This window comes from Mesorhizobium sp. M3A.F.Ca.ET.080.04.2.1 (genome assembly GCF_003952525.1).
Classification (GTDB): domain Bacteria; phylum Pseudomonadota; class Alphaproteobacteria; order Rhizobiales; family Rhizobiaceae; genus Mesorhizobium.
In genome coordinates, this window is record NZ_CP034451.1 from 3,976,668 (window position 1) to 4,003,584 (window position 26,917).

At 58.6% G+C, this 26,917-nt stretch carries 17 protein-coding genes and 5 pseudogenes; 6 read left to right on the forward strand and 16 right to left on the reverse strand.

Annotated features, from left to right (window positions below; translation table 11 throughout):
- Positions 1 to 858 precede the first annotated feature (858 nt).
- The 3 genes and pseudogenes from EJ074_RS30380 to EJ074_RS18985 all read left to right on the forward strand — a co-directional run.
- Positions 859 to 1,391 (forward strand): annotated as a pseudogene (locus tag EJ074_RS30380) (IS21 family transposase); the annotation flags it as partial.
- A gap of 10 nt (positions 1,392 to 1,401) precedes the next feature.
- Positions 1,402 to 1,715, forward strand: a pseudogene (locus tag EJ074_RS30385) (ATP-binding protein); the annotation flags it as partial.
- A gap of 192 nt (positions 1,716 to 1,907) precedes the next feature.
- Positions 1,908 to 2,537, forward strand: a complete 630-nt coding sequence (locus EJ074_RS18985) for a hypothetical protein (RefSeq protein WP_126080679.1) — start codon at positions 1,908 to 1,910, stop codon at positions 2,535 to 2,537.
- Here the strand turns inward: EJ074_RS18985 and EJ074_RS18990 are convergent.
- Entirely contained in the window at positions 2,503 to 2,748 is a 246-nt protein-coding gene (locus EJ074_RS18990) for a tyrosine-type recombinase/integrase (RefSeq protein WP_126080680.1), read from the reverse strand. The genes EJ074_RS18985 and EJ074_RS18990 overlap by 35 nt on opposite strands.
- 763 nt (positions 2,749 to 3,511) lie before the next feature.
- Positions 3,512 to 3,967 carry a transposase gene (locus EJ074_RS18995; RefSeq protein ID WP_256748481.1) on the reverse strand — a complete coding sequence of 152 codons (456 nt, stop codon included), beginning with the start codon at positions 3,965 to 3,967 and terminating at the stop codon, positions 3,512 to 3,514.
- Positions 3,968 to 4,760: 793 nt separating this feature from the next.
- Here EJ074_RS18995 and EJ074_RS19000 point away from each other — a divergent pair.
- A complete protein-coding gene (locus tag EJ074_RS19000; RefSeq protein WP_224570032.1) occupies positions 4,761 to 5,276 on the forward strand; it encodes a DUF2285 domain-containing protein in 516 nt (171 codons plus the stop codon).
- A gap of 786 nt (positions 5,277 to 6,062) precedes the next feature.
- Here the strand turns inward: EJ074_RS19000 and EJ074_RS19005 are convergent.
- The 7 genes and pseudogenes from EJ074_RS19005 to EJ074_RS19035 all read right to left on the reverse strand — a co-directional run bounded on the left by EJ074_RS19005 (position 6,063) and on the right by EJ074_RS19035 (position 16,200).
- Positions 6,063 to 7,538 (reverse strand): NAD-dependent succinate-semialdehyde dehydrogenase, encoded by a 1,476-nt coding sequence (locus EJ074_RS19005; RefSeq protein ID WP_095486045.1) that lies wholly within the window; start codon positions 7,536 to 7,538, stop codon positions 6,063 to 6,065.
- A 412-nt stretch (positions 7,539 to 7,950) separates the two neighbouring features.
- Positions 7,951 to 9,216, reverse strand: a complete 1,266-nt coding sequence (locus EJ074_RS19010) for a pitrilysin family protein (protein WP_236383468.1) — start codon at positions 9,214 to 9,216, stop codon at positions 7,951 to 7,953.
- A gap of 9 nt (positions 9,217 to 9,225) precedes the next feature.
- Positions 9,226 to 10,530, reverse strand: a pseudogene (locus EJ074_RS19015) (pitrilysin family protein); the annotation flags it as partial.
- A 1,933-nt stretch (positions 10,531 to 12,463) separates the two neighbouring features.
- A complete protein-coding gene (locus tag EJ074_RS19020) occupies positions 12,464 to 13,789 on the reverse strand; it encodes a HAMP domain-containing sensor histidine kinase (RefSeq protein WP_129553657.1) in 1,326 nt (441 codons plus the stop codon).
- A complete protein-coding gene (locus EJ074_RS19025; RefSeq protein ID WP_024505389.1) occupies positions 13,786 to 14,445 on the reverse strand; it encodes a response regulator transcription factor in 660 nt (219 codons plus the stop codon). The genes EJ074_RS19020 and EJ074_RS19025 overlap by 4 nt, the downstream gene beginning before the upstream one ends.
- A gap of 619 nt (positions 14,446 to 15,064) precedes the next feature.
- Positions 15,065 to 15,497, reverse strand: a pseudogene (locus EJ074_RS19030) (helix-turn-helix domain-containing protein); the annotation flags it as partial.
- A gap of 244 nt (positions 15,498 to 15,741) precedes the next feature.
- Positions 15,742 to 16,200, reverse strand: coding sequence for a response regulator transcription factor (locus EJ074_RS19035; protein WP_224570033.1), 459 nt, complete (start codon positions 16,198 to 16,200; stop codon positions 15,742 to 15,744).
- Between the two features lie 760 nt (positions 16,201 to 16,960).
- On the opposite strand from EJ074_RS19035, the gene EJ074_RS19040 reads away from it, so the two are divergent.
- Positions 16,961 to 18,076: a DUF418 domain-containing protein gene (locus tag EJ074_RS19040; RefSeq protein WP_245454732.1), complete on the forward strand. Its 1,116-nt coding sequence runs from the start codon at positions 16,961 to 16,963 to the stop codon at positions 18,074 to 18,076.
- A 794-nt stretch (positions 18,077 to 18,870) separates the two neighbouring features.
- Here EJ074_RS19040 and EJ074_RS30390 read toward each other — a convergent pair.
- A pseudogene (locus EJ074_RS30390) lies at positions 18,871 to 19,087 on the reverse strand (transposase); the annotation flags it as partial.
- A 524-nt stretch (positions 19,088 to 19,611) separates the two neighbouring features.
- Between EJ074_RS30390 and EJ074_RS19045 the strand changes: the two are divergent.
- Positions 19,612 to 19,824, forward strand: a complete 213-nt coding sequence (locus EJ074_RS19045) for a cold-shock protein (protein WP_008874821.1) — start codon at positions 19,612 to 19,614, stop codon at positions 19,822 to 19,824.
- Between the two features lie 228 nt (positions 19,825 to 20,052).
- On the opposite strand, the gene EJ074_RS19050 is transcribed toward EJ074_RS19045, so the two are convergent.
- The 6 genes from EJ074_RS19050 to EJ074_RS19075 form a co-directional block, all read right to left on the reverse strand.
- Entirely contained in the window at positions 20,053 to 20,523 is a 471-nt protein-coding gene (locus EJ074_RS19050; RefSeq protein WP_024505385.1) for a MucR family transcriptional regulator, read from the reverse strand.
- A gap of 894 nt (positions 20,524 to 21,417) precedes the next feature.
- Positions 21,418 to 21,960, reverse strand: coding sequence for a tetratricopeptide repeat protein (locus tag EJ074_RS19055; RefSeq protein ID WP_081714429.1), 543 nt, complete (start codon positions 21,958 to 21,960; stop codon positions 21,418 to 21,420).
- A gap of 53 nt (positions 21,961 to 22,013) precedes the next feature.
- Positions 22,014 to 24,077 (reverse strand): type III secretion system export apparatus subunit SctV, encoded by a 2,064-nt coding sequence (gene sctV / locus EJ074_RS19060; protein ID WP_024505383.1) that lies wholly within the window; start codon positions 24,075 to 24,077, stop codon positions 22,014 to 22,016.
- Between the two features lie 232 nt (positions 24,078 to 24,309).
- Positions 24,310 to 25,200, reverse strand: coding sequence for a hypothetical protein (locus EJ074_RS19065; protein ID WP_024505382.1), 891 nt, complete (start codon positions 25,198 to 25,200; stop codon positions 24,310 to 24,312).
- A gap of 117 nt (positions 25,201 to 25,317) precedes the next feature.
- Positions 25,318 to 25,560 (reverse strand): nodulation protein NopA, encoded by a 243-nt coding sequence (locus EJ074_RS30395; protein ID WP_224570034.1) that lies wholly within the window; start codon positions 25,558 to 25,560, stop codon positions 25,318 to 25,320.
- A gap of 71 nt (positions 25,561 to 25,631) precedes the next feature.
- Positions 25,632 to 25,961, reverse strand: coding sequence for a hypothetical protein (locus tag EJ074_RS19075; RefSeq protein ID WP_081714433.1), 330 nt, complete (start codon positions 25,959 to 25,961; stop codon positions 25,632 to 25,634).
- Positions 25,962 to 26,917: the final 956 nt, after the last annotated feature.

The following is a 26,917-nucleotide window of genomic DNA, read 5'->3' on the forward strand; positions in this document are numbered from 1 at the left end:
CAGGATCCCTGAACTCGTGCATCCGTATTGAACATCAGCGAAAACAGAGCGTAATCCCGCTGTCCAGAAGGCGTGCGGCGGACGATACGCGCCAGGACGCTCTTGATTTCCGGGCTCATCGAGATATTCGACAGGTGCCACCCACGCGCCCTCTTGAAGGGAAGTGTCACCACCAGTTGCAGCGTATCCTAATATTCGGGGTGCTCCGAAATCAGGAACCGCGCAAAGGCATCCATCGCCGCCAGCCTTGCATTGCGGGTCGCAACTGCCACGCTCGACCTCAAGTGATGTGAGAAAGCTGCCCATCCTGTCGGTATTGATGTCGGAGACCGCTTCTTTCAAGAATATCTTCCCGCTCTCCCGCGGCATGAGCCCGTGGCATGCTTCGGCCCAATGCTGTGGATTGATGTTTCTTCATGCCACAACCTCGCTGACGAGACCGCCGAAAGCCCCTTCAAAGCGGTCGGTGGCGATCTCTCGCAGCTTTGGAAGGTAGTGCATTGATTTTTCGTGGAATGGGGACCCTGTTTAAAGGGTGATTTTCGTCCAAACGGGACCCTTTAACGATGGGGTCATCAAGATGCCTCCGGCTTGATCGGAGGCATTTGTGTTTTGGATGTTGGTTTTAGAGACGATTGCAAAGATACGTCGGCTGTCGCTGGTCCAGGGGAAGTCGATCAAGGCGATCTGCCGTGAGCTGAAGATCTCGCGCAAGGTGGTGCGCAAGGTCCTGCGTTCTGAGCAGACGGAGTTCCGCTACGAGCGCAAGCACCAGCCCTATCCCCGCATGGGAGCTCGGCGTGAGACGCGGGACCGGCTGCTGTCGGCGAATGCGGCCAAGCCGCAGCGGGAGCGGCTGCCGGTCGCTTCGACGGCTTCCACTGCATTCCCCCGTCGGTGTCGAAGACCTGCACGGTGCGCTTCGACAACAACAAATACTCGGTGCTGTCGAGTGCCGTCGGTCGGCCCGTCGAGATCCATGCTTATGTCGATCGGATCGCATCCGCCAGAGGATGGCGTGGTCGTGGGAGAACACGTTCGCTCCTTTGGCCGCAACGAGGTCGTCTACGATCCCTGGCACACGGCGCGCGCCGTTCCTTAGCTGGGTCGTGCGGTCGGCAATGGAGAAGGTGCGGCGCAGCTCAAGGCGGTTGATGACGTCGACCGGCAGATGGTGTTGATCCTCACCTGGGTGCTGACCGACGGATTGAGCGCGGTCGAGGCCGCCTGTCAGGAAGCCATCGAGCACGGTGCATCGTCGGCGCCGGTGATCCTCAACATCCTGGCCCGCAGCCGCGATCCGGCGCCGGGCACGATCCTTTCCATTCCCCAAGCGCTGAAGCTAGCTCACGAGTGTCGCCGACTGCACCCGCTATGACAGTCTCAGGAGGACAAACAGCCATGGAACGCACCGAGGTACTGGAACTGATGGGAGCGCTGAAGCTCTACGGAATGCGCAGAGCCTATGACGAGATCATGGGCGCGTCGCCATCAAGCGACGGCACGAGCCGCCCAGGATTGTCGGTGATCTCTTGCAGGCCGAGATATCGGAGAAGCAGGCCCGCTCCATCAAATACCAGTTCGCTGTCGCCAAGTTGCCGCTGGCCAAGGACATCGACGACTTCGACTTCGCCGACACGCCGGTCACCCCCTGATGCGCGATCTCGCCCGGCCGCGCCTTCGTCGCCGATCAGCGCAACATCGTCCTGGTCGGCCGCCTTCACGGGTCACCCAACTCGCGCGGAAGGTCGACCGCATTGCGACGGGCGCGTGTCGACTTCCCAACAATGTCAGACAGGAGACGCAACGCTATCGGAGCGATCGCATTGCCCGAAACGATTTTCCCAGTTGGCACGACAATTGCGGTCCTATGCGCAAAAGCAAACTAGACCTGAGAGCCGCACCGCATGAATGTAGCCTCCCAATATCTGCCGCTTGTGGCGCATCACGAAGCCGGGCACGCGGTGGCCGCCATCGTTTTGCACCGTCAGACGTTCGACGACGACCGTGAACTCCCTGCTTTCTCAAGTGTTAGTATTTACCCCGACGCCGGTGACGGAGAGTGCGGTGGTGTTGTCGAAGGCGCGGGTTTTTATTCAGCGCAAGGATTCACCTCGAAGCGAAAGCCGATTTTCGAGGACGATATGGATCGATGTTTGGAACGCGATGATGCGATCCGGGAGATAGTTGCGTGTCTGGCAGGTCCTTTTGCAGACTCCGCATTCGAAGGCTATCTGGACCCGCGCGATATGGCGATGAATGCGTCCGATGGGAATGAGGGGAGCTGCGACTACGCGGATGCCAAGCGAATCTATGGTGAGTTGCGGTTCCTGATGCCGCGCCGCCCCGATTGGGGGCGGATCGAAGATTGCACGGCCCGGCTAGTACTCGATCACTGGTCGGCCATCGAAGCATTGGCCGCGCATTTGCTGGTCAAGCATGATCTCCAATTCGATGAGGCTCTGACGATTGTTGCGCCGCATCTTCCGCCCATGCCAGCAGCTACGCCGCCAGAGCGTCATCCGCAGCCTGCTTGATCAGCCATTCGATGTGATTTGACCACATCTGCAACACCTCGCGCTTCTCCTTGACTTTGCTATAGAGATTGTAGATTTCGCCAATGTCTGTCAAGGACGCCGCCTTGTGATTCAGTATGTGCTCGATGACGTGTGGCAATACCTGCCGCCTGCCGAGATTTGTCGCGAGCGTCCTGCGCAGATCGTGAAGGGTCCAGTTCTCCAAAGCCACCCCGTCAGTATTGACCTTGCCGTCTAGAGCCTTCTTGCCCTTCGCGTAGCCTGAGAAGTGGCTTCTTTCGTTGCCCCTCGCAGGGAAAAAAACGTGTCATTGGTCTTCGGTACCGTCTGGGGGACCGACACCGCCAGTGTGGGCAGCGGAATAAGCGTAGGCTCTTCGTTCTTCGTGCGGTCACCCGATAGTTCCATGTTCCGGCTTCAAGGTTGAGGACCAACGCATCGCGGCAACTTCCGTACGCCTCTGTCCGGTCAGAATGAGCAGCTTGACGATGGAGCCGAACGAATAGCCGATATCGCCCGGTTCGGGCTCACAGCCCGTTCATATAGCCGCCAGTTCGGCATCGTTCACCACTCGCTTGCGCTTGACGATCGGGGCCGGATCCGGATTTTCCAATCCCTCGCGGGGAAACCGCGGATGAGCCGTTGCGGCGGTTTGCGACACCAGTTGAAAAATGCCCGCATACACCAGAAGGCCGTGTTAGCCGCTTGCGGGTGACCCCCGGCGACGAACTTCTTGGTGACGTTAGCAATGTCGGTGTCGATCACATGGTGGATAGAGCGACTCCCGAGGGCAGGCACAAGATACCGGTTCAGGCTGGCCTCGACCAGTGCGGTGTTTTGAGGGTCGTTACTCGGCGGCCTGGAGGTGACCGCCATCGCCGTCCTCGGTATCGTCAGCGCTGATATGCGCCTGATCGGCAAGGAAGGCTGGCAGTTCCGATGGAGCTATGCTGGAATTTGGGTGACGAGGCTGATCAAGCGGCGCTCTGCGGCTTCGTTTCGATGACCTGGATTCCGTCCAGGAACCTGGCACCTGCGATGAGTTTCGGCAACTGATTTTGTCCTTTCAATCGTCGCCACTTCCTGGCCGCGGCCAACAGCTTGAAGACCATCAGCTGGGCGGTTTTCGAGGATAGCGAGCCCTTGGTACGCACCGTGCGATAGCGAACGGTTGCAAAGACGCTTTCGATGGGATTGGACGTTCGCAGATGATCCCAGTGTTGGGCGGGGAAATCGTAGAGCGCCAGCGACGCAATATGATCTTTCGTCAGGCAGTCGACCGCCTTGGCATACGCCTCGGCCTCCATCTCGATCGCATGCGCAAGCAATTTGCGCGCGCCGCTGCGAAGTACATCCGTCAGGGTATCATCGATTTCGTCGGGCTGACGAAGGCGAACAATGTGTTGATAGTCTCGTTCATGGCGTATCACTCTCCTTGAGAGGTACTGGCAGGCTTCATCACCCGCCTCGATACGCCGCTCTCCTCAAGCCGCCATCATCCAGTTTCCGCCATGGCTCCCCCTGATTGATCCGCTTCACCTGTGCAACTGCACAGGCTGCCCTAGCGGGGAGATTGGCCTCCAATGGCGAAAGCTTGCCGCAGGAGACCCTCCGATGACCGTGCCTATGGCGCCGCCGCTACGACAACTTGCCGACAAGCAGCGTGCGATCCACTGCCGCGCTACTGCGCCTTCAAGGGACGTCTGGATCGCGACGCAGGAGCCGATGACTGTTACGGGATCAATTCCAGGTCGCGCTGGCCGTCGCTGTGCCAGTTCGACGGTCTGGTGGCAATTTGGGCACATCTTCTGTCGCCGACAGTGGCGATGGCTGACGCTTCAACGAAACGGGGTCTTCGACGTCTGCTGCCTACGCCGATGCTTTGCGAAGTGGCATAATGTTTCGACGCACGCAGGCGCGGGCAGGGGATGTCAGTCATGAATCTCCTGACTGGCGCGGATCAGGCCGATTGGCGGGATGAAAGATCATACGACTACACCGCTGGCCTGACGCTGCGGGAGTGGGCTTGGGAGTTCTTACGCCGCAATCCAGCGTTCCAGCGCGATCTGACCGCTGCGCGCCAGCATTGCAAGACTTGGTCTCTCCAATCCTTTCTCGATATGGTCGCGTCGGCCGGCGACCTGTCACGCTGGGGTGTTCTGTTTCGCGGAGTCTTGTGGCCGCGCTTCGGTCGTATTCTGGTGTCCGCTCTGGTGCGTCCATGTGCTGCCGGTCATTGCGGAACGGTTGCCTGCCTCGTCGCCGACACCGCCGTTCGAACTCTCGGCATTGCCCTGTCGTGCAATCGTCCTGCTGGCGCCCGACAAGAGCCAGCATGTTCTTCTTCGCAATGCGGACCACGCGCTGCAGCTCGCCGTCTCGGGCGCGAATATCCTCCACCCTGTTTGCCTGCATACGCAAGCCATCTGGCCCGCGGTGCTTTTAAAGCATCGACTGAGGGGACTGGAGTGCCTCAATGCTCTCAGTCTAGGGCAACAGTTGCCCCCCCGCTTGTTTGCGCCGGAAAAGCGCGGCGTTCGTTTGTCCTTCGTTCTTCGTGCGCTCGACGGTTCGCTCGCCGGAGCACCTCATCGCGAGCTCGCCGAAGTTCTCATCGGTCAACGGCGCGTCCATGCCGACTGGGCGGATCCTCGCGATCATCTGCGCGACCGCATCCGTCGGGCCGTCTCGCGTGGCCGCGCGCTCATGAATGGTGGCTACAGAGATTTCCTAATTTGAAAAGCGACAGTCCGCGCTGTGCGTCGGTGGATGAACGTTCGCTCGCAGCTGTACCCGTCACCAACAGTTCGCCCGCCGACAGGACTGCATGGCGCCTTGCAAGTGCGCTCTGGTCTAGCTTGTCGATGCCGAAAATGAGATGGGCGAGGGTGCCAAGGCGGTGGTTCATTAGGGCCGGCCTCGACCTGGACGCACATCATTGGTCGGAAAGCGGCGTGCACCGCAATGTCGCCATAGCAGCCAAGATCCTTTGAGTCCGGACCTGCAGTCCTGTTGGACCGGCGGGTGCAACAATATGGAGGGATTTGAGGCCTCACACCGTTCCCTGGTCGACAGCTCGGTCAGACATAGCACCCACCGCTTGATTATGGAAATGGTGTGCCTGGAGTGCAGCGAGTAGCGGCTTGCTGCGCACTGTCCTAAGAATAGCAGTCATGACCCGTCTGGGGTTCTGCAACACGACGATTCAACCGCTTGGGCATTGTCGCATATCCCACAATGTAGAATGCGCAACAGGGCAAAAGCTGATCCATCGGCGGTTTATCAATGCTTTTTGGCTTGGCACGGCACATGCAACGCAATCGGCAAAAGGCGCACGAACTGAGTGGCCCATCGGCCCTAGGAGCGCTGATTTATGCCCTCCCAAGGCATGTCCGGCCCGGCAGCGAGCTCAGTCTCCTGCCGGGCATCCGTGTTTCAGGTCAACGGCGTTTGGAACTTCCAATTAGGTGGCGGCATTGACCGCAGGCCGCCCCCCGGTGGGGCGGAGAGACAGTGCAGCAGGTTTCAAATCCCGCCCATGCAAAGATATTTCATTTCCAGATAGTCCTCGAGGCCATGACGGGAACCCTCCCGCCCGATGCCGGATTGTTTGATCCCGCCAAACGGTGCCGCCTCCGAGGACATGCGTCCCGTGTTGATGCCAACCATGCCATATTCCAGAGCCTCTGCCACACGCCAGACCCGCTTCAGGTTTGAGGCATAGAAGTATGCGGCGAGGCCGTAGATCGTGTCATTGGCCTCGCGCACGACCTGATCCGCATCGTTGAAGCGAATGATCGGCGCGAGCGGCCCGAATGTCTCCTCTTGCGCGACTGCCATGACGCTGGAAATCTCGGTGAGGACCGTGGGTTCGAAAAACGTGCCATTCTTGCCGATACGCTGGCCCCCGCATCGTATTGTGCCGCCTTTCGCAATGGCATCTGCGATGTGAGACTCGATCTTGGCCAGAGCATGCTTGTCGATGAGCGGTCCGATGTCCACTCCGGCATCGAATCCGTCGCCAACCGACAAGTGCCGGATTCTTTCCACGAATTTCTTGACGAACTCATCGTGAACGCTCGATTGGACGTAAATGCGGTTCGCGGAAACGCAGGTCTGGCCGGCATTGCGGAACTTCGCCTGGACCGCACCGTCAACAGCACCGTCAATGTCGGCATCATCGAAGATGATGAAAGGTGCATTGCCGCCGAGTTCAAGGCTGACCTTCTTGATCTGGTCAGAGCACTGACGCATCAGCAGCCGTCCGACCTCCGTCGAACCGGTGAAGCTGATCTTTCGAATCTTGGAATTGGTGCAGAGTTCACGGCCCACGCGATCACCTTCGGACGCATAGATCAGGTTGACCACGCCATCGGGAAAGCCGGCCTGATGGGCGAGGGCGAACATTGCGCCAGCCACAAGCGGCGTCTGTTCAGCGGGCTTGAGCACGATTGTGCAGCCCGCAGCCAAGGCCGGCGAGATTTTGCGCGCCACCATGGAGGCCGGGAAATTCCATGGCGTGATCGTGCCAACAACGCCGATGGGCTGCTTGATCACTAGCATTCGGCGGTCTGTCGAGGGTGCCGAGATCGTCTCCCCATAGACGCGATTGGCCTCTTCGGCATACCATTGCAGATACGCCGCCGCATGCGATACCTCTGAAATGGCTTCGGCAAGCGGCTTGCCCATTTCCGCAGTCAGAATCGCGGCGAGATCGCCTGCATGGTCGATGATCAGCTGATGCCATCGCCAAAGAACGTCGCTACGTTCTCGGGCCGTCAACGCGGCCCATCCCGACTGCGCAACATAGGCCTTGTCTACCGCAGCACGTGTCTCCTCCACGCCCATATCGGGAAGCTCTGCCAAAACTTCGCCGGTCGACGGATTGACGACCTCGAACGTCTTATTGCCAACTGGTCTGCCGAGTGCCGGCAGGCGGTCGATGGCTCCAAACAGGTGCGGGGATTTCAGGCGACGGATCATCGGCAGGCACAGGGGCAATACCGGATTCCTCCTCAACGCAGCGAACATCCAGGTCGACGGGCCGTCAGTGTGTATTCTGCACCAGTGGGTTCGTCGTAGGGCCTCGGCAAAGCAGCTGGTAGACCACGCTAGCCCGATGAAAAGACAGCAGTTTCGTTAGTTTGAGTGCCCGCGGTTCATCAATTGATGGATTAAGCAGTCGGATGTTTGCTTCATCCACCATGCCTGCTGGTGGCGTGCGACTGAATTCTGCAAAAAGGCGGCATACATGCTGAGGAGCGCCATTTCGGCGAGAGGCCGCCGGACCGCCAATGCCGCGCAAGGTCGGCGAAAACGACTCCGCGCGTCTGCATGATCTGCTTGGCCCACGGGCCTCCAACGCTCTTCCCACGAGAAGCCCCGATGAAGAAGGAAGGTGTGATGAGTTTCTTTACTCATCCTTGCCGCCCAGCGGCGGGCCGACCACCAAAATGGCGGGCTCGGCCGAAAGCAGCTTTTTGGCCGCCGCCTTGACCTGTTTGAGCGTCACCCGACCGATGCTGCGGGCGCGACGCTGGTTGTAGTCGACGTCGGCCTTGTGAATCTGCAAATCCAGGAGCCGGTCTGCAATCGAGCGGGTCGAGCCCAGTTGGTCGATGGCATAGGCGCCGATCAGGTGCTTCTTCGCCGCCTTGAGCTCGGCCCCGGTCGGTCCTTGCTGCGCCATCTGCTTTACCACATCTCGCACGATGCTCAGTGTTTGGGCAGCGCAGTCCGAGCGTGTCTCTGTCGTAACCAGAAGCGAGTCAAGGGTTAGTTCAGAGCTGACGTGATAGGCAAGGCCGCGTTTTTGACGTACCTCCTCGTAAAGGCGGGAAGTCAAGTATGAGCCGCCAAGGATGTCGTTCAGCAGCACGGCCGCGTAGAAATCCGGCGCGCTAGGCTTCACGCCAGGCCAGGCCAACGTCAGCGAAGTCTGCGGCAGGTCGTAGTTCTCCTCCACCAGTTGACCGAGTTTCGGCGCGACATCGTAGACGGGGACGAGGGTTTGTTGCTCAGGCAAATCACCAAACAGCTGGTCAAGCCTTTCCCTCAACGTGTTCGCGTCAATGTCACCCACCACGGCAATATGGAGCCCGTCGCGAGCGAAAATGGCCTGGTGGAAGGCGCGGAGGTCGGACGGCGTGATGCCGGGGAGGCTCTCTTTTGTGCCTTCTCCCGGCCTTGAACAAGGATGCGCGCCATAGATCGCGCGCAGCCATTTGCGCTGAGCGATGGCGTTAGGGTCTCGCTCGCTGCCGACGATGCGGGAGACAATCTCGGCGCGGACGCGATCGATCGGCCCCTGCTCGAAGCGCGGCGCGTTCAGCGCGAGCCGAAGCAGGCCGAACGCCGCGTCCTGCTTTTTGGAAAGCATGCACATCGATCCGTAGATGTCGTCGCTTTGCGCGTCCAAACTCATTTCGGCGCCGGCATGGTCGAGCTTCACCTGGAAGGCACCGCTGTCGTAATGGCCAGCGCCTTCGATGAACAGGCCGGCCATCAGTTTGGCCATCCCCTCCTTCCCGACCGGGTCCTGCTTGGTGCCGCCCTTGAAGGCAAAGCCGATGTTGACGATTTCCACTGTGTGGTCCTCCACCAGCCAGGCGATGATGCCCTTTTCGGACTTCACCTCCTGGATGTTCATCGCAGCATGGGGCCGAGCGCCGAGCGTCATCTCTTGATTCTCCGTCTTGGGCAAGAGATAGCCCGTGGTCGAACGGTCGAACGCGAGATAGCGGGCGGCAACTGCTTTGATTTGCTCGGGGGTAACCTTGCGGATGCGATTCGGCCGTTCCTCGACATCCTTCACGGTACCGCCGGTGGCCAGCGTCGAGCCGTAGATGCTGGCGAGCCAGTCCAGGTTGTCTTCCGCAAAGATCATATTGAGCAAATAGTGGTCCTTGGCCTTGCCTAGTTCCTCGTTGCTGACACCATCCTCGGCAATGCGGGCAACTTCGGCAGCGGCCGCCGCTTCGAGATCAGCCAGCTTGGCATCGCCGCGCGGTGCGCCATAGATGGCGAACTTGGTGTCGTCGAGCACAGTGCCCTGGAAATAGACGCGGGCGCTGGAAGCGATACCTTGCTGGACAGCGAGCGCCTGGTAGAGCCGGCCGCGGTTACCGCCGCCGAGAATTTCGGCCAGCAGGTCGAGCGCTTCGGCCTCGCCCGGCTTGGCGGTGTGGTAGGACGGCACCACCCACTGCGTCGAAAAACTGGGCACGCTGACGCGGGCGTCTGAGAGCGTGACGGTGCGCCTGGTGTTCTGCTCGGGCTCAACCGGCCGGATGCGCGGCGGCAGGTCAGGTCCGCGCGCCACCTTGCCATAGGTCTTTTCGGCCAGCGCCCGCACCGTGTCCGGTTCGACATCGCCGGCCACGATCAGCACGGAGTTGTTGGGCCAGTAGTACTTTTCATAGAAGACGGTGGCGTCGACGCGGTTCAGCTGCTCGATCTCCTGCATCCAGCCGATGATCGGGATGCGATAGGGGTGGTTCTGCCACAGCGTCGCGTCGATCTCCTCATGGAGAACGTCCTGCGGGTTGGTGTCGGTGCTTGAGCGGCGCTCCTCGATGACCACATCGCGCTCGGTCTTGACGACATCGTCGGTCAGGATGAGGTTTCGCATTCGGTCGGCCTCGAAGCTCATCATCAGCTCGAGCGCCGACGGCGCCACTGTCTGATAGAAGGCGGTGTAGTCGGAGGAGGTGAAGGCGTTGTTGGAGCCGCCGATCTCGAACACTGCGCGGTCGAATTCGCCGCCCGCATGGTTGGTCGTCGCCTTGAACATCAGATGCTCGAAGAAATGGGCGATGCCGGATTTGCCCGGCGGCTCGTCGGCGCTGCCGATCTTGTACCACACCATGTGGGTGACGATCGGCGCCCGGTGGTTGGGAATGACGACCACCTCCATGCCGTTGTCGAGCACGAAATCCCTCGCCTTGCCGTCCTCCCATGCGACGGGGATCGGAGCCGGCCCCGCGCCGACCAACTCGGACGCAACGGACGTCCTGCGAAGCCCATGAGTGCGGGGCTTGCTTGGTAGTTCTGGTAGGGAGAGTGGGGTTATGGGCTGCGTTCCTGGCAAAGTGATCTGTTCCTCATTTTGAAGGATCTATGTCTCCCGAACGCCTATTGGGAGAAAGTGGATCGGCACGCGACGCCGAGCCACATGAGCCGTCAGCGTGTTGCTGGGCCTGACGCGAGCCTCATCTTTGGATGCGTCCGGGAAACTTTCGGCATGGTGAGGCCATGGGAAGTCTGCTCGTTATCCATTGGGTGTTTGCGGATACCTGAGCATGCCCCGTGCCAAGTAAGAAAGCCCCGATTCGCAAGGTTTGATCCAACCTTGATACTTGCGATATCCGACATTGTCGGGCATCCGACAGAAAGCGCCTTTCGCCGGCGCGCCGGCTATGACGCTCGCCTCCTCCGGCGTGACGACGATCCTTTGGCGGGCGCCGCGCACACCGATCTGCCCGCCTATCAGCACCGCGACATCGAAGGACAGCGCGATCGTGACTGGATGGGTCTTACGCAAACATGCAGCAGTGCCACCGCGATCAGGACTTCATCCGCCCCACAAAGACCCGAGCGCGAGGGACGACGTGTAAGGCTAATGATGCCGCGCATAAAGAGGTAAGGTCCCTCGTCGTACCGGCGAGCCCCTTCGCTGGGTCTCGCGAGGGTCTGGTTTGCGAACGTCGACCGACAGCATCACGGCATGGGCGGCCCCATCGGTAGGCAAGCATTGACCGTGCCATCAGCGTTGAGGCAGCGCAGAGCCCAATTTCCCGGTGCCAGCCGGTACGTTGGAGCTTCAACTGTGGCCAGCCAAGCGGGCCGAGGCCGTGAAACTCCTGATACCCTGGACCGTCCGGATTGCAACGCACGACGCCTTGGTCTCGCGCCAACGTCCATTGACGCTCAGCGAAGCATCATGCGGACGAGCTGGGAAAGCTTGGCCGGGCCGGCGCCTTCCCAGGCGCATGGGACGCGCGACGACCCATGTGGACCTTGGATTTCACTACGCACTTACGCTGCTTTGGCCTTGTCAGCAGCCTGAGCATAAAGCGTGCTCAGCTTTCAGGGCGAGCCTCTTTCATGTTGATAGCATCTGTCGTCATTCAGGATCGCCCCATTTTCGCATGCCGCTTGCAGCTTTCAGACTGTTGTCAGCCAGGGCCGCCATAAAGGGTCTCGTTTAACGCATTCGGGAGGCTTCATCACTCGACCACATTAATTTCGGGCGGTTCGCCGGCGCTCCGAATGGCACTTAACACCAGATCCTCTCCAAACCCGTGATGATCCAAGAGGAAAACGAAAAATCCCTAAATCATAAAAAAGCACCGATACGGTCGGCTCCAGGCTGATGAAATTGCGGTCTCACTGGCCACGCACGATACTTGCGATGGCGATGGCCATTGCAAAGGCCGGTCAAGCACCCAAGACGCTGACAAGCACGCCTCCGACCAAAGCTCGATCGTTGGCAGCCTTTCTAGCCGTATACTTGGGGCATTTTGGGACGGCGATCCGGACGCCGATTAAAACCTGCCGGTCGTCTAAATGGAATGGTTGGTCCGGGTCCTTACTGGACCCCGCCAACCCGATCGGGCCGGCGCACAGGGGCACCCAGACAATTGGACACGTCGCCTTTGCGCGGCGGCTTGCACTTTCTCGGATGGCCTTTTTTCTCCCCGGGCGAAATCGAGCGAGCGGTGAGGCGGAGCCTTCGATTTTGCCGATCATGTCGTGTCGCTTCGATCGAACTGCTCAGACGATGATAGCGGCATTGATTGCCGCGGCCGAAATGCGTTGTGTGAAGTACGATTTCTACGCCGTATACATACTGCCGTACAGTTCGCCCTGTCAGCAGCCTTGCCAGCAATCCGCCCTGTGTCCAACTGTCGTCGAATTCACCGGTGTCATTGAGGAATTCGTATGATCGCCTCGAAACCATCATTGCGACCGCGGGCGGGCGACGCAAGCTCTAGACTGCCACCGATCCGCTGGATAACCATGTTAGCGATATGTAGACCAAGGCCTGAGCCCGCAGCAGGAGTAGCACCACGACTAAATCGCTTTGTAAGCCCTTCGAGGTCGGGGAGGGGCACCACCGGTCCGGCGTTTGCAATAGCGATGGTTCCATCAGTTTGGACGGAAACTGTTGTCGGAACAGTGGGCAGTCCATGTATCAGCGCATTCTCGATCAGGTTACGAAGGAGGATCCCAAACGCATCGACATCCACTTTGCGCATCAAAGTGGTGCAGCCGTCGACGTTAAGATGCAGGCGTCCGGCATATTGCGGCTTTTTCCTCAGGTCGTCGATTTCCAGCCGAACCGATCGGACAAGATCGATCGCGTGATCCGCCATGCCAACCCCCGATTCGGCTTGAGCGAGCTGAAGCACTTTTTCGACAAGGCGGCCAAGGCTCGACAGCGCTTGCTCGATGCCGCGCGCACGCATTTTGGCCGACCCATTGGGAAGCTCGGCCACTAATCTCTGCATCTGAGCGATTGAACCTGCGATCGGCGTGCGCAGTTCATGCGCACTGTTTGCGGCGAACTCGCGTTCGGCCTCGAGAGCCGCCCGCAGACGATCGAGAAGCCGATTGACGGATGCCGCGATTGGAGCCAACTCTGCCGGGAAATCGCCCAAGTCCATTGGTGACAGATTGCCGCCGTCGCGCGATCCGATCTGCTGTCGCAGTACCTCGATTGGCCGCAGCGAGCGCCGGATCACGATCCACCAAACAGCTAAGCTAAAGGGCAGGAGCACGAGTGTCGGAAGGAAGACAAAAAGTGCGCCCTTCGCGATTGTGGTACGGCGGCCATCAAGCGGTTCGGCCAACTGATGATACACGCCGTCTTGGATCTCCTCTGTGTAGACGCGGTAATCAGCGTTTCCCCAAAAGCCGTTACTCAGGGGAGCATCAGGGAAGGGCTGCTGACCCTCTTCCGGTTCGGAAATAAGCACTACCCCGTACTTATTAATAACCTGCTCACGATAGGTCCAGTACTTGTAAGTTGGCAAGTGGTTATTGTATTGATCAACGTGTTTTCCATTCAAGACCTTGATCAGCTCTGGTTCTCTGTACTCTGCGCTCGCCTGGAGCAAGTCATCCGAACTTTCGTTTACATTATTGCAAAAAATGAACGCAGCAATGGTTGGGGCGGCGATCCAAACCAGGAGCGTTGCCCCGCCTAACCACGATATCAGCTTTCTCGTCATGCTGTTCGAGTTCGTCATGTGACCACGAGCCTGTATCCGGAGCCACGCACGGTTGCTATTCTATCCCCGCCGATCTTCTTGCGGAGCCGGCTGACATAAACCTCCACTGTGTTGCTCTCGAACTCCGAATTGAATGAATAAAGCGCGTGCTCGATCCTCCCCTTTGAAACGACCGAACCGGGCCGGCGTAGAAGGCAGTCGAGCACCGCCCATTCGCGTCCAGACAGGTGGACCTCCTGCCCGTCGCGGAAGAGGCGTCGCTCGGCTGCCTGTATGGAAAGCGTCCCAACCGAAAATTGCGGCTCCGGAAAATGCCCTTGGCGACGTGCCACTGCACGGATGCGTGCCGAGAGTTCCCCCAGATCGAACGGCTTGACCAAATAGTCGTCGGCGCCAGCGTTGAGCCCCTCGATGCGGTGCGAAATCCGATCGCGGGCTGTCAGAATGATGACCGGCGTTGTATCAAGCCCCTTGATCAGCTCCCGCAGATAGTCGATGCCATTGCCGTCCGGCAGGTGAACGTCGAGCAAAATAACGTCGTAGCCGGCCACAGCTGCATGACCGCGCGCTCCGGACAGGCCCTCGGCCCAGTCGACCGCGTGGCCACCAGCCACCAAATGATCGTGCACAGCACTTCTAAGGTCGTCGTCGTCTTCAATGAGCAGTATTCGCATCAGGCTGCCGAGCTCCGGTATGAGGGCAAGGCTCCTGCCTTATTGATCGAAGCTGACAGTAGGCTGAACCGGCGCCAGCGAATATCTGGGGGCTTTCAGGCTGCTGTCAGCTACAATTGCAAGAAAGGGGTCGTTAACAAAGCCAAACGAAGAGGCCTTATGAAACCCCTCCTGATCTCGGCACTTTTGCTCAATGTGACCACCGGCGGCTGTACACTGGTTGGCGGGCAATTCGACGTGGCGGTCAACGAATGGCAGCCGCGCCACGCGTCAATGTCCAGGCTTGAAACTGACAGGTGTCTTAAATACGAGGGCACCGTAGCGGGTGCCTCCAGTTATCGAACAGTGCCTAGCAGGTCAGAAGTGCACTTTGACCATAGGGGTCGTCCGTATTTTCGGCGCTCGCGAACAGAGTCGACGGTCAATCGATGCGCCACTGCCAGAGTCTGGAACGGTCAAGTGTTTGTTATCCCCCGTCCGGGCCATATTCTCTGCCGAGGACCAAGAAGGCCCTATTTTCGGTGCCCACGAACAGAGCCAACGGTCAATCGATGCGCCACTGCCAGGGTCTGGAACGGTCAAGTGTTTGTGATCCCCTGTCCCGGCCGTGTTCTCTGCCGAACTCGCCCTTGTAGTCGGCACACCAAAGATCGTTAGGGCGACAGCCGTTTGAAAGTGGTGTCCCCGTCGCCCTGTTGCGCCTGCGCTTGCGGCGCTCGACCATGCCGGCGGTCGAGCACGGCATGCACGGTCGAGATCGCGGGCCGGTGCACATCCGGATACAGCCGGGCCAGCCGCTCGCGTATCTTCGGCGCACCCCATGTCGGCTTGTCTTGCTTGAGGCGCACAATCAGCTTCTCGATTTGAAACGGAAGCTGATTGGCGTGGCGATAGGGCCGCCGCGATCGGTCCGTCAGCCCCTCCAGGCCGCTGTCGTTGTAGCGCGTGAGGATCTTGTAGCCGGTCTTGCGCGAGATATCGAACTCCCGGCAAAGCACCGCCATCTTCTCGCCGTCCAGCAGCCGGGCGACGAACTTCAGCCGCTCTTCCATGACGTTACACTCCTTCCAAGGCACCTTGCTCTCCTTGCAAAGGGCCGAAAGTGTAACCCATCTATCCGGAATGAACTGTCACCCATCTTTCGGGAAGGGCAGTCATGGCCAAGGCAACTGGAAGCCGAATTTTCTTTTAGAGTATGAATCAGCGCCGTCTGCCGAAAAGCGCGTCCACGATCTTCCCTTTTGAAACGACCGTGCAGGGCTGGGGCAGACGGTAGTCGAGCACCGCCCATCCGCGTCAAGTCAGGTAGACCTCCTGCCCGTCGCGGAAGAGGCGTCGCTCGGCTGCCTGTATGGAAAGCGTCCCAACCGAAAATTGCGGCTCCGGAAAATGCCCATGGCGACGTGCCACTGCATGGATACGCGCTGAGAGTTCCCCCAGATCGAACGGCTTGACCAAATAGTCGTCGGCTCCAGCGTTGAAGCCCTCGATGCGATGCGAAATCCGATCGCAGGCTGTCAGAATGATGACCGGTGCCGATTCAAGTTCCTTGATCAGCTCCCGCAGATAGTCGATCCCATTGCCGTCCGGCAGGTGAACGTCGAGCAAAATAAGGTCGTAGCCGACCACAGCTGCATAATCGCGCGCTTCGGACAGGTTCTTGGCCCAGTCGACCGCGTGGCCACCAGCCACCAAATGATCGTGCATAGCACTTCCAAGGTCCTTATCGTCTTCAGTGAGCAGTATTCGCATCATGCTGCCGAGCTCCGGTATGAGGGCAAGGCTCCCATCTTATTGGTCGAAGCTGACAATAGGCTGAACCGGCGGCAGCGAATTATTTGGGGAGCTTTCAGGCTGCTGTCAGCTACAACTTGCAAGAAAGGGGTCGTTAACAAAGCCAAACGAAGAGCCCCTATGAAACCCGTCCTGACCTCGGCACTTTTGCTCAATGTGACCCCCGGCGGCTGCATCAGCAAATTGATTTGGGAAACAGGCGCGCCGGTTCTAATGACCGACGCAGGCCGAGGTCTGGAACAGCTGGACCAGCGAACGGCGTCTTCGGTTTTTCAGGCAACAGCCACATGGAAGAATATGATTGGCTCGACCATGCGCCGAGCTTTGTCGAACGGATTGGTCGCGGGCGCACTACCACAGATTATGGCAGGTTTACGCCCTGGCCTTGACACCCGGGGTGATCGTCACCGGCGGAGCCGCGGCGTACTGATCGGATATCTAACGTCGCTGAGTCTCTCGTCGGTGCAGTGGATCTCTCGGCTTAGCCATCATGCAAAAAACGACGGTTCCGCGACACCACTTTTCAGGTCCGTGACACAGGCTTTGTGAGCCGATCTGTTGTTCTTACCCCAGGCTAATGGCTGAACAGCTCTGTCGCCGGCTCGATGCGCCAGATGGCGCGATGTTTTGAACCCTTTCACGAGGCGACGGCAGCAGCCGACCGGCTCTCCTATCGCGGCTCCCGCGATCCACACACCCAGCAAGGGAATCTACCATGGTAATGAAGGCACCGGTTGCCGACGCTAGGAATGGGTCGGTAGTAGATCGGCTGGTCGGCATCGACCTCGCTCGGGGCCTGGCTGTCTTCGGGATGTATGCCGCCCATCTCGGTCCCGACCCCGGCGAAGGAGGACTAGTCGGGTTTCTGATGGAACTAACCCATGGGCGGCCGTCGGCCCTGTTTGCCGTATTGGCCGGTTTTTCAATCCTCCTGATTACAGGTCGCAAGGCGCCGAAGTCGGGGATAGCCGGTAGACAGGCCATCGCCAGAGTCGCAATTCGTGCCCTTGTTTTGCTCGCGCTTGGCTCAATCCTGGGCTGCCTCGGTACCCAGGTCGAAGTCATCCTAGAATACTACGGAATTTGCTTCTTGTTGGTATTGCCGCTCCATCGGCTCAGCGCATATCAGCTGGGCTTGATCGCTGCCGCTACGGCATTAGTTCTCCCGCAAGTCCGTTCCTCCCTTCTGTCGGTTGCCCCCAACCTCCTCGACCCGGTCTTCAACCTCATGGTCAACGGCTACTATCCCGCGGTGACCTGGGTTCCTTTCCTCATCGCTGGCATGGCCATCGCGCGCCTTAATCTTAATACGCTAGCAGCGCATTGGCGCCTTGGTCTGGCGGGGGTCGCGCTGGCCGTGTTGGGCCATGGGGGATCCTTGCTCGCGCTGAGTTCCCGCGCTTTGACTGAAACCTCCTTGTGGTGGTCTGACGTTGACGGCGCTTTTGAGCCTTCCAAGTCGTCATTTATAGTCAAGTCGTCATGGATAGCCGCACCTCATAGCGAAACGACGCTTTCGATCGTGGGCAGCACCGGTTGCGCAATGATCATCTTGGCGGCTTGCATGCTCGCTGTGGATGCGCTCCCGCGTCTGCGAAAGCTGGTCTGGCCAATAATCGCAGTCGGCTCGATGTCTTTGACGGCCTATGTGCTGCACATTGCGGGAATAGCCTATCTTATGAAGATAAACATTTTCAAAGACGAGAGCCTGTCCACGCTCTTTGGCTTCGTTGTGGTTATCAGCACTTTTGCGGTGCTTTGGCTGCGCGTCTTCCAGCGAGGACCGATGGAAGTGCTGATGGGTAGGGTCGCAGATCTCGCGCGTCACATCCGCTGAGCACCGCCGCGCCCCGGCCTCCCGATCACATTACGGACAAGGTGGGGCTTTGTCCAAAGCTTGTTCGCGGCAGGGGAGGGTACTTCCTCCCACCCTGCCGCCTTGTTGATGGAAGCTAAAACGGTCGCGCAGGCGCTAGAGTTGCATCGGCATAATCAGCTTAAACTCGCGAAGTTAAACCCGCGGTTGGTCTATCTCGGCCCGCCTCACCTGAAAGGCTAAGGTATCCGTTTCGGTCAAGGGTTTTAGGGGCCATTTTCGCTGCGCCTTGAGGAGAGCGTTTGCTAGGATGAGGAGCTTTCGCAACAAGATGATGACCTTTGCGGGTTTGCCTGCCGCCTTTAGCGCCTGGTATTTTGCCTTGAGGTCGGGGTTGAAGCGCAGGGCGAAGGGCCGGGCATGTAGAGGGCCTGGCGAACATTGGCCCGGCCGCCCAGGCGCGGCCGCTCCATTTTGCCGAGGCCGGCGAGGCTTGCGGCCTTTGGTTCCGAGTTCCGGCATGTCGATGGTGAGTGTGCAGGCGGTGGCATCCGATGCGCCATATGCTGGTCAGGATTTCGCGGCGCTGGACAGCGTCGGGATCGGCTTTCATGAGGGTAAGCATCGTCTGATCGATATCGCTGAGTTCACGTGGATCTGCTTCCAGCCACTCGTTGTTGTGGCGCCTGAGCAAGGCAAGCGGTCAAGGTCTGGCTCTGGTGCTGGCTGCGGTGCGATCCCCGCACGGGCCAGGTGCCGATCGTGTCGACGATCCACCTCGCCGCGACCAGAGAGCTGCTACTCTCTTCCGCTGTTCATTCTGGCCTCTTCGCAATGAATGTCATAAAATCACCTGTCGCAATTAATGGTTTTTGATTTGGCTCCAGCAGCTGGCAGATATCGCCGAGAGTTCCGCAGAGAGCGTCGAAAGTTTTGGCCGCCTTCTTCCGCAGCCGCGCCTTGAGTTTTGAGCAGACCTGTCTTGATCGGGTTGAGATCGGGCGAGCATGGCGGCAGGATCAGGAGCCAGTGCCCTTTGGCCAACCAGTGGGCGGCGCGTACCTTGCCGACAATCTGGGGTTCCGAACCCGACAGTTGGTTTTCAACCCGACAGTGGCCCGCCTCAGAGCAGGCTACCGCCCTTCGGAGCAGGCAGAAGCTAATCGAGGTTCGCGGGTTCCGGTTTGAATGTGCAGGTCGCTGCGCGCCTGATCTTTCGGTCTGGCGGCACATGACAAAAACCCTCATTTTGGCCGACGATACCCGGTCAGGAGCGGGTATCGCAGTCGAGAAGCGACCCGAGCACGTCCACAAGATGTGCCGAGTTTGCAAGGTGTGTCATTGTTTCTGTCAACGTTCGAGCGACAGCGCACGACGAAACGTCTGGCATACGCCTCGTCTGGCACGCGCCTCGCATATGTTGCAGTTGCTGCTGGAGATCAGGCGATCGAGTGGGCCTTGCAATTTTCCGATTTTGATGCGCCTAAAGTCTCGTGTACAAATCAGGCTGGCGTGAATGGCCTGCCTAAGTTGCGACTTATTACAAAGGAATGGATATGGCGACTGGAACGGTGAAGTGGTTCAACAGCACGAAGGGTTTTGGTTTTATTCAGCCTGACAACGGCGGTCAGGATGTCTTTGTCCACATTTCCGCTGTTGAACGAGCGGGCCTGTCGACCCTTAATGAGGGCCAGAAGATCAACTACGAGGTGGAACAGGATCGCCGCACGGGAAAGTCCTCTGCAGGCAGCCTCAGCAAGGCTGGCTAACGGTCCGGGAAAGCCTTGGCAAGGTTCGTCATCGCCGGAACGCATTGACGGCTCGAAACCCGGGCCGGAGCATGCAAGTTAATGCCGCGGCAGGGATTGCTGGAGCCATCATGAATTACTCTGGAAATGAGGCTCTTGGACGGGAAAGGCGGGGCTCATCCCCGCCCTTTGATTCCGCGCAGATTGGGCCAACGGCTGCTGCGCGTCCGAACGACTGTTGATACGGATTTAGGCTGCGACCTTCTTGCGGGTCCGTTTCGCCGGCGCCGTGGCTGGGGCTTCCGGCTCTTTCGGTTTGCGGCCGAGTCCCATGGTCTTGGCCAAGGCGGAGCGCGCAGCGGCGTAATTCGGCGCCACCATGGGATAATCCGACGGCAGACCCCATTTGGCGCGATATTCGTCTGGGGTCAGACCATAGTGCGTCGCCAGATGGCGCTTTAGCGATTTGAATTTCTTGCCGTCTTCAAGGCTAATGATGTAGTCCGGTTCGATCGACTTTTTGATCGGGACAGCAGGTTTTTTTACAGGCACAGGCTCTTCTGCCGGTATGAGTCCAGCCGTGCCGTTTAGAGCCCCGTGCACTTGGGCGATCAGGGCAGGAAGCTCCCCCGCCGGGACGGGGTTGTTGGAGACGTAGGCTGATACAACATCGGCAGTGAGCTCGATGAGGATGTCGGTCTTGTGGGGTTCTTCTGTCATAAACTTCTCCGGGCAGCTTGAAACACAGTTGGGCGAAGTGTCGCTTCATAGTGGCGGTTGCCGCTGAAAGCAAATGGATCGACGGGTGCGCTGCTCCTCCACCATTGAAGTCTCGGCGACGCATCCCGTCATCGTCCATCGCTAAAGGCAGCGTATTGAATTATGGGAGCGGTCGCGCCCGCCCCACCATAGCGATACAGCAAGACAATCAAAAAAGCCGGTCTTTGCTTGGCCCCAAATCTTTTCTCCTTTCGTGAACGCTGAGCTGCCAAGCTGCTACAGTTCACCTCGCGGGGCAACCGTGCACAACACAGGAGTCGCCCGAGCGATACATTCTTCACTTGCCGCTTATCAGCGCTGGTGATTGCACTTTGCAGCCTGCCTCCGGACCCGCAGCGCTCACGCTGTTGGTTTTGCGCCTGCAGGCGTCGGAAGTCGGATCGCCGCAGCTAATTTCCTCAGGCGGACGAATTCAACAAATCGATTGTTTGGATCGAAGGCATCCACACCATCGATGCCTCTAGAATAGGATCCAGCTACAATCACCGTGCTGTAATGGCAGGGACGGCCAGCACAAGCGCGACACGATCCGGCGGGTCCATCGCTGCGTTACGTATTCATGGCTACTGCATCGGGCGCTCGGTCGACCGCCTTAAGCCAGGTCGCCGCATTGCGAGACGGTGACCGGCGAGGGAGAGGGCGCTCTGGCAACGAAGCGAGGCGGGTGGCCTTGCGGGTGGCCGCGTGATGTCATCCGGCTCTCCTGCCGATCTCTGCCGGCCAGATCTGGAGCAACTGTTTTGCATAGATATGGCTCTCTTCAGGGGGCCATCTATGATGGGAGCCGAGCGCGTGTTCGAGCCGGGGAACAGGCTGCGCATGCACTGTGCCCACCTATTGCGATCGTGCTAACCTTGGTTGTTTGGACTTGCCGTTAAAGGCAAGCGACAGATTGAAGTTATGCTGCACCATCTGATTGCCTGGCTCGTTTTCGAGAGCTCGCCGATACAGGGCCTGTGCCGCGTCATGCCGCCCCTCAATGTCCAAAATCACGCCCTTCGCATTCAATGCACGTACGTTTCCTGGGGCTGCAACCAAGACGCTGTCGAGCACCTCAACCGCTTCGTGCGGGCGCTTCTGGCCCACCAAGGCATTTGTAAGTCGTATCGCCGCATCAACATTGTCCGGGTGCTGCTTCACCTCATCCCGCAAAGCCCGCTCTTGAACATCCTGACCAACTTCGCGCAAAATGCGTTCGCGCATAGCCGGATCGATTTGATCGGCGCTGAGCAACTCGGGGGAAGATGTCTCCTGCACGGAAAGAGCCGGCTTTTGCCAGCTGGCGCAACCGCCCAAAGGCAGAATGGCGAGTACGGCAAAAAGAAGTGAGTTCCGGCGCAGAAACATAGGCGATGGAGAAACTGTATTACTATTCATGTTATCTCTCAGTTATCGGGGAGGCGCGTGGCGTTCAGTTAGGAAAGGTGGGACTACTCTAACAATCCGCTGTTCGATCCGTGCGGGAGTGTGACGGATCCTGCGGGGCGAATTGTAAAGTCGGAGGCGAGGTCTTGATAAGACAGCACGGCGAGATCAACCCCGTTTCGCGTCAGAAAGCCGCGGACGAAACGTCGGACATCCATCGACGTCAACAGAATAGGGCGGGTTTGACCCGGTTCTGCGTTCGAAAGGACCTGACGTATCTGTGATAGCATCGCTTCGCTTTGCCGATCCTCCAGTGCGAGATAGGGGCCTGCATCCGAATCTCGAACCGCGCCACGCATCACATCCTCGCTCTCGCGCTCGACGACCAGGGCGGACACGATGCCCTCCGTGTTGGCATGGCGGTGGCAGATCTGTCGCTTCAAACCAGAACGGACATATTCCGTCAGCAGGGCAACGTTCTGCTCACGCTCGCTCCATTCGGCCAATGCCTCCAACACGAGACGGGTGTGGCGGATTGGGATACCTTCCTCCAGGAGGCGGCGCAGAACATCGGCAATCCGAGGAATCGGCGTCGTGCGTAGCACCTCTTTCACAAGCTCAGAATATTCCTGCTCCATTCGGCCCAGGAAATGTCGGGTCTCTTGGATGCCCACCAATCGCGGTGCGTAGCGGGTCAACGCTGCATGGACGCGCAAGGCGAGGAGTTCGCCGGGAGCCCTATGCTCCGTGCCGGCGCCCGTAAGGGCCTTTGCAGGGGTATGTTCAACCGGGAGTGTGTCCGTTTTCGGCTCACGTCTAAGGGGGACACCGCTCGAGTCGACGTGCGCTACATCGGCTCGGAGCGCCATCTGGTTTGGATCTAAGGCGTCCTGTTCGACTGGCACGCCCTCGACATCAATTCGGAATTGCGATTCAGGCAGCTGCTCGTCAACCAAGACAGGGATGCGAGGAACGATAATGCCCAGATCGGCTGTGACCAGGAGCGAAACGCGCCCAATATGTTTTTGCAATTCGGCTTGATCGACCGCCTGCATAAGATCTGGCGCTAGAAAAAATGCGATCGGGAATTCCTTCGCAGGCGCGGCTTGCTTAGGCTCCGCTGCAGTTCCACCTTTCGCATCGGCAGTGCCGGCGCCCAGCACATCAGCCTTGACAATGCTTACCGCAGCGAACACTGCGGCCAGCATCAGAAAGACGGGGAGGGGAAACCCAGGAACGAACCCCATTACAACCAGGACGCCGGCCGCCAGTCGCAAGGCTCGAGTGCTGGCCGTGAGCTGACTGACCATTTCTGTACCGAGGTTGATCCTCGCCGTCCCAGTCACACGGGTGACGATGGTCGCCGCAGTAATGGAGAGCAGAAGGGCCGGAATCTGCGATATCAATGCATCGCCTATCGTCAGCAGAGTGTAGTGATGCAGTACCTCGCCGAAGGACATGCCCTTGGAGAGCAGGCCGATCGAAATTCCACCCAGCATGTTGATGCAGATAACCACCAGCCCGGCGATGGAATCGCCCTTCACAAATTTCATCGCGCCGTCCATCGCGCCATAGAGTTGGCTTTCCTTCTCCAATTCGGCGCGCCGCCGGCGGGATTCGTTGGCATCGATGTGGCCGTTGCGTAGCTCTGCGTCGACCGCCATTTGCTTGCCCGGCAGAGCATCCAGCGTGAAACGCGCCGCCACTTCTGCCACCCGTTCGGCACCCTTCGCGAGGACCATGAATTGCACCATGGTGACGACCAGAAATATGACGAAACCCACCACGATATTGCCTGAAATGACGAAATCGCCAAAAGTATGAATAATGCTGCCGGCCTCCCCCTCGGCCAGGATCAGTCGCGTCGTTGCGACCGTGAGCGCGAGACGGAATACAGTGGAAATCAAAATAACGCCGGGCAAAGAGGAAAAATCAAGTGGAGTACTGACATACAGGGCAACCATCATCAGCAGTATGGCCAACCCCATATTGAATCCTATCAGGGCGTCGACCACCACGACCGGGATAGGCATGACCATCATCGCGACAGCCAGAAGCAGCATCAACGCAACCATTAAATCCGGGCTGGCCGGCGCACGCTTGATGAAGTCACGCAGGACGTTGGCCATCGAGACACCTTTGCAATCGGTTGAGACTTACTCTGCTGTTACGCCATGAAACGTGGCTTTCGAACTCCGAAGGCGCCTCAGCCTTGGCCAGCGCGTGACCCTGCATGAGAGCCACAAGCAGGCGCGAAATGGCTGGGCAGCAAATGTTTCCAACGCAGCCAGCTTGTCAGCACCGAGCGCGACAGGATGTTTGGCTGGCCATAGAGTGCTGCTTGATGGGGCCTGCGAGCTTTCAATATTGGAGAGCAGCAATGCGGCCATTCCTGCTCAGCAGCACACGGCTGTCCTCAATACGTTCGACCACCCATCCATCAGCCAAAATGGCGCCGACAAAATACTTCTCGCTGTCGATGACAATATATGGTTGGACCCCATGCCACACAGCTTCGACCGCGATTGCGGATGGCGCCTTCTCCTCTTTGATGAGCACTCCGTTCACCAGTGTTAGAGTACCCTTGGTGCGACGATCGAACGATTGCTGAAGCTTCTGCCAGCTGATGACCGATTCAGACGTGACGGTGCCTTCGGCGGTCACAACACCCTTTGCCGACCCAATCTTGACGTCGAGAAGACCCGCTCGATCGACTTCCTCCTGCAGCTCTTGGGCCGCTGCCTCCGTAAGTTCATTGTCAGCGCGGTGACTGATCGTTCTGGACGCGACTTCAGCCCGAAGTGAATTGGGGCTCGATCCACTTGCATTGCCAAGATAGGAGATCGTGCCTGAAAGCGCGCCGATCCCGAGTGAGCTGATTATGACCATGGCGAGCACACCGATCGGTAGGCGCGGTATGCCGGTCGAACCAGGCGGCTCTGCATCCTGCACGGACAAAGCAATGGACATCTCGCCTACGAGCAGGACGACAGGAAGGGGCACAACAACGGACTGGCCTGCGGCGATATTCCGGTTGCCCTCGATACTGAGTCCGGGTGCAAGCGCCTCCAGTTCGATCGACTTGCCAAGAAGAGTTACACGAAGGTGATGCGGTGCCAGTCCCTGCTCGACAAAGACCAAATCGGCATCGAAGCCGCTGCCGATTAAACACTTTTGAAGATCCGTCTTGCCGGTCAGACCGCAATAGTGCCCCGAACGCACTTCGAAACGGAGGGAAACGGCGTCATCCACAGAGCATCTCTCAAACAGGATAGAAGCCGCATGGCAATTGCCATGCGGCTCATTTCGGGACTACGTCGCGTCAATAAGGAGACGCGCTAGGGGGCAGTCTAAAACCCGCTTCCGACATTACGAAACGCGTTCGTCGGCGGCCTTCTTGATGGTCTGGAGATTGGTCGTTAGAGTGCGCAACTGGACACTCCTTTTCGTCGCCTCCAAGCTAACATTGGTTAGTTCCTGCACTTGCGCCTGAAAAGCAGTAGCATCAGCTCCGCTTGTATTGCCGGGAGTGCCACTGTTAGTTTTATCGGTATTGCCGGCGCTACTGGTATTGGTATTGCCTGATTTTTTATTATTATCAACTGCAGCCATGATCATTCCTTTTTCTGTTGGAGTTGTGCCGTCAATAACGGCCTGTATGACCTCACGCCGGATTTCCCGCGTCAGGCATCTTCTGTGTCATCCAAAGCTTCATCGGCCTCAGCCATCGCATCGTTCGCGAATTGGAACGCGAACGATCGCAGGATACTTTGGAAGGCTTCACTTTGTGCTGCAGACTGTGAGTTGTCTTGAAGTTGATCATTTGAAACGGTCCGGTTATCCGCCCGATCGTTCCCGCCAGCTGCCTTGCCATCATTCCCACCAGCTGGCTTGCCATCATTGCCATCAGCCGGCTTGCCATCACCAGAATGCTCGGATTTCGAATCCCCATGGCCCTTTCGGATCAAGGAAGTCCCGAGGTTGCCAACTCCACTCCCAATTGCTGCTATCATCAGGTACTCCGGCATTTGCCATTGGCGGCGACGTGTTAAAGGTTAGCCTCGATCAAGCTAAGGGCGGGAGCTTTCGAGAACCTGACGGCTTTTGACAAAAACCGGCCAGCGCAAAAACGTATGCTCTGCAGGATGTTGCTCTCGCATCGAACAGTCGACCACGATCTCGGCTGTTCGGCCAATCCCGCCGTCCACGCATGCCGCGACCGAATGGCAGCCGCAGCAGCTCGTTTGCATCCTCGATGCTGTGGTGTCGAACAGGAGACACGGTCCACGTGCTGCATGACCGCAATGACCGTATTCTTGCTGGCTCCACGGGCGCACGCAACGAGCAGGAACTCGGTCTTTGCATCACCATTCTCTCGCCTGCACATCACGGCCCGGCGCGGTGAGCTCATTGGCTTCGAGAAGGTCGGCGACCGTACGAACATGGGATGGTCTGCCGGCTTTGGGAGGCCGGTGCGGATCCTCTTCTCACCATATCGAAAGCTTGAAGCGGTCGGATTTTCTTGCCCTGTTCGTGAGAACTCCCATCGTCAGCTAATCGTCAGCCAAGCGGTCTATCTAGGCCGGCCGTGCCTGACCTTCGGATCCAAAGGTCCCGTCTCGACACTTTTTGTAACTATAGATCGAAATGGTCCGCGTGATACGCAACGCACACGCTTCTCTGAAGCAAATGTGTGACTTTGTCGGTGGCGAACGAGAGGAGTGACGCATCAATAAAATCGTCAGGCACGTGTCTAGGAAGGGGAGCTAGCCGAGTTGGTCTGATTTCATTCGCTGTTCCTGGAAATCGGCGGACTGAAGCGCTGATAATCTCAGGACATCGATGGCAACGTTGCGAAAGTCCTGTGAGCTCGGGCCAATCTTGGCCTGCTACTGAGAAGCACTTTGGCGGGAACATTACGCCGTCGCGGGTCTGGCTGACCGTGACGTTAACCGAAAGATGCCGCTGG

Bases quoted from the DNA above. Each gene is read 5' to 3' on its own strand.
- EJ074_RS19045 (WP_008874821.1), top strand. From the start codon at position 19,612: ATGGCGACTGGAACGGTGAAGTGGTTCAACAGCACGAAGGGTTTTGGT.
- EJ074_RS18985 (WP_126080679.1), top strand. From the start codon at position 1,908: ATGAATGTAGCCTCCCAATATCTGCCGCTTGTGGCGCATCACGAAGCC.
- EJ074_RS30395 (WP_224570034.1), bottom strand. From the start codon at position 25,560: ATGGCTGCAGTTGATAATAATAAAAAATCAGGCAATACCAATACCAGT.
- EJ074_RS19020 (WP_129553657.1), bottom strand. From the start codon at position 13,789: ATGACGAACTCGAACAGCATGACGAGAAAGCTGATATCGTGGTTAGGC.
- EJ074_RS19035 (WP_224570033.1), bottom strand. From the start codon at position 16,200: ATGATGCGAATACTGCTCACTGAAGACGATAAGGACCTTGGAAGTGCT.
- EJ074_RS19040 (WP_245454732.1), top strand. From the start codon at position 16,961: ATGAAGGCACCGGTTGCCGACGCTAGGAATGGGTCGGTAGTAGATCGG.
- EJ074_RS19010 (WP_236383468.1), bottom strand. From the start codon at position 9,216: ATGACGCTCGGCGCTCGGCCCCATGCTGCGATGAACATCCAGGAGGTG.
- EJ074_RS19025 (WP_024505389.1), bottom strand. From the start codon at position 14,445: ATGCGAATACTGCTCATTGAAGACGACGACGACCTTAGAAGTGCTGTG.
- EJ074_RS19055 (WP_081714429.1), bottom strand. From the start codon at position 21,960: ATGAATAGTAATACAGTTTCTCCATCGCCTATGTTTCTGCGCCGGAAC.
- sctV (WP_024505383.1), bottom strand. From the start codon at position 24,077: ATGGCCAACGTCCTGCGTGACTTCATCAAGCGTGCGCCGGCCAGCCCG.
- EJ074_RS19075 (WP_081714433.1), bottom strand. From the start codon at position 25,961: ATGATAGCAGCAATTGGGAGTGGAGTTGGCAACCTCGGGACTTCCTTG.
- EJ074_RS19050 (WP_024505385.1), bottom strand. From the start codon at position 20,523: ATGACAGAAGAACCCCACAAGACCGACATCCTCATCGAGCTCACTGCC.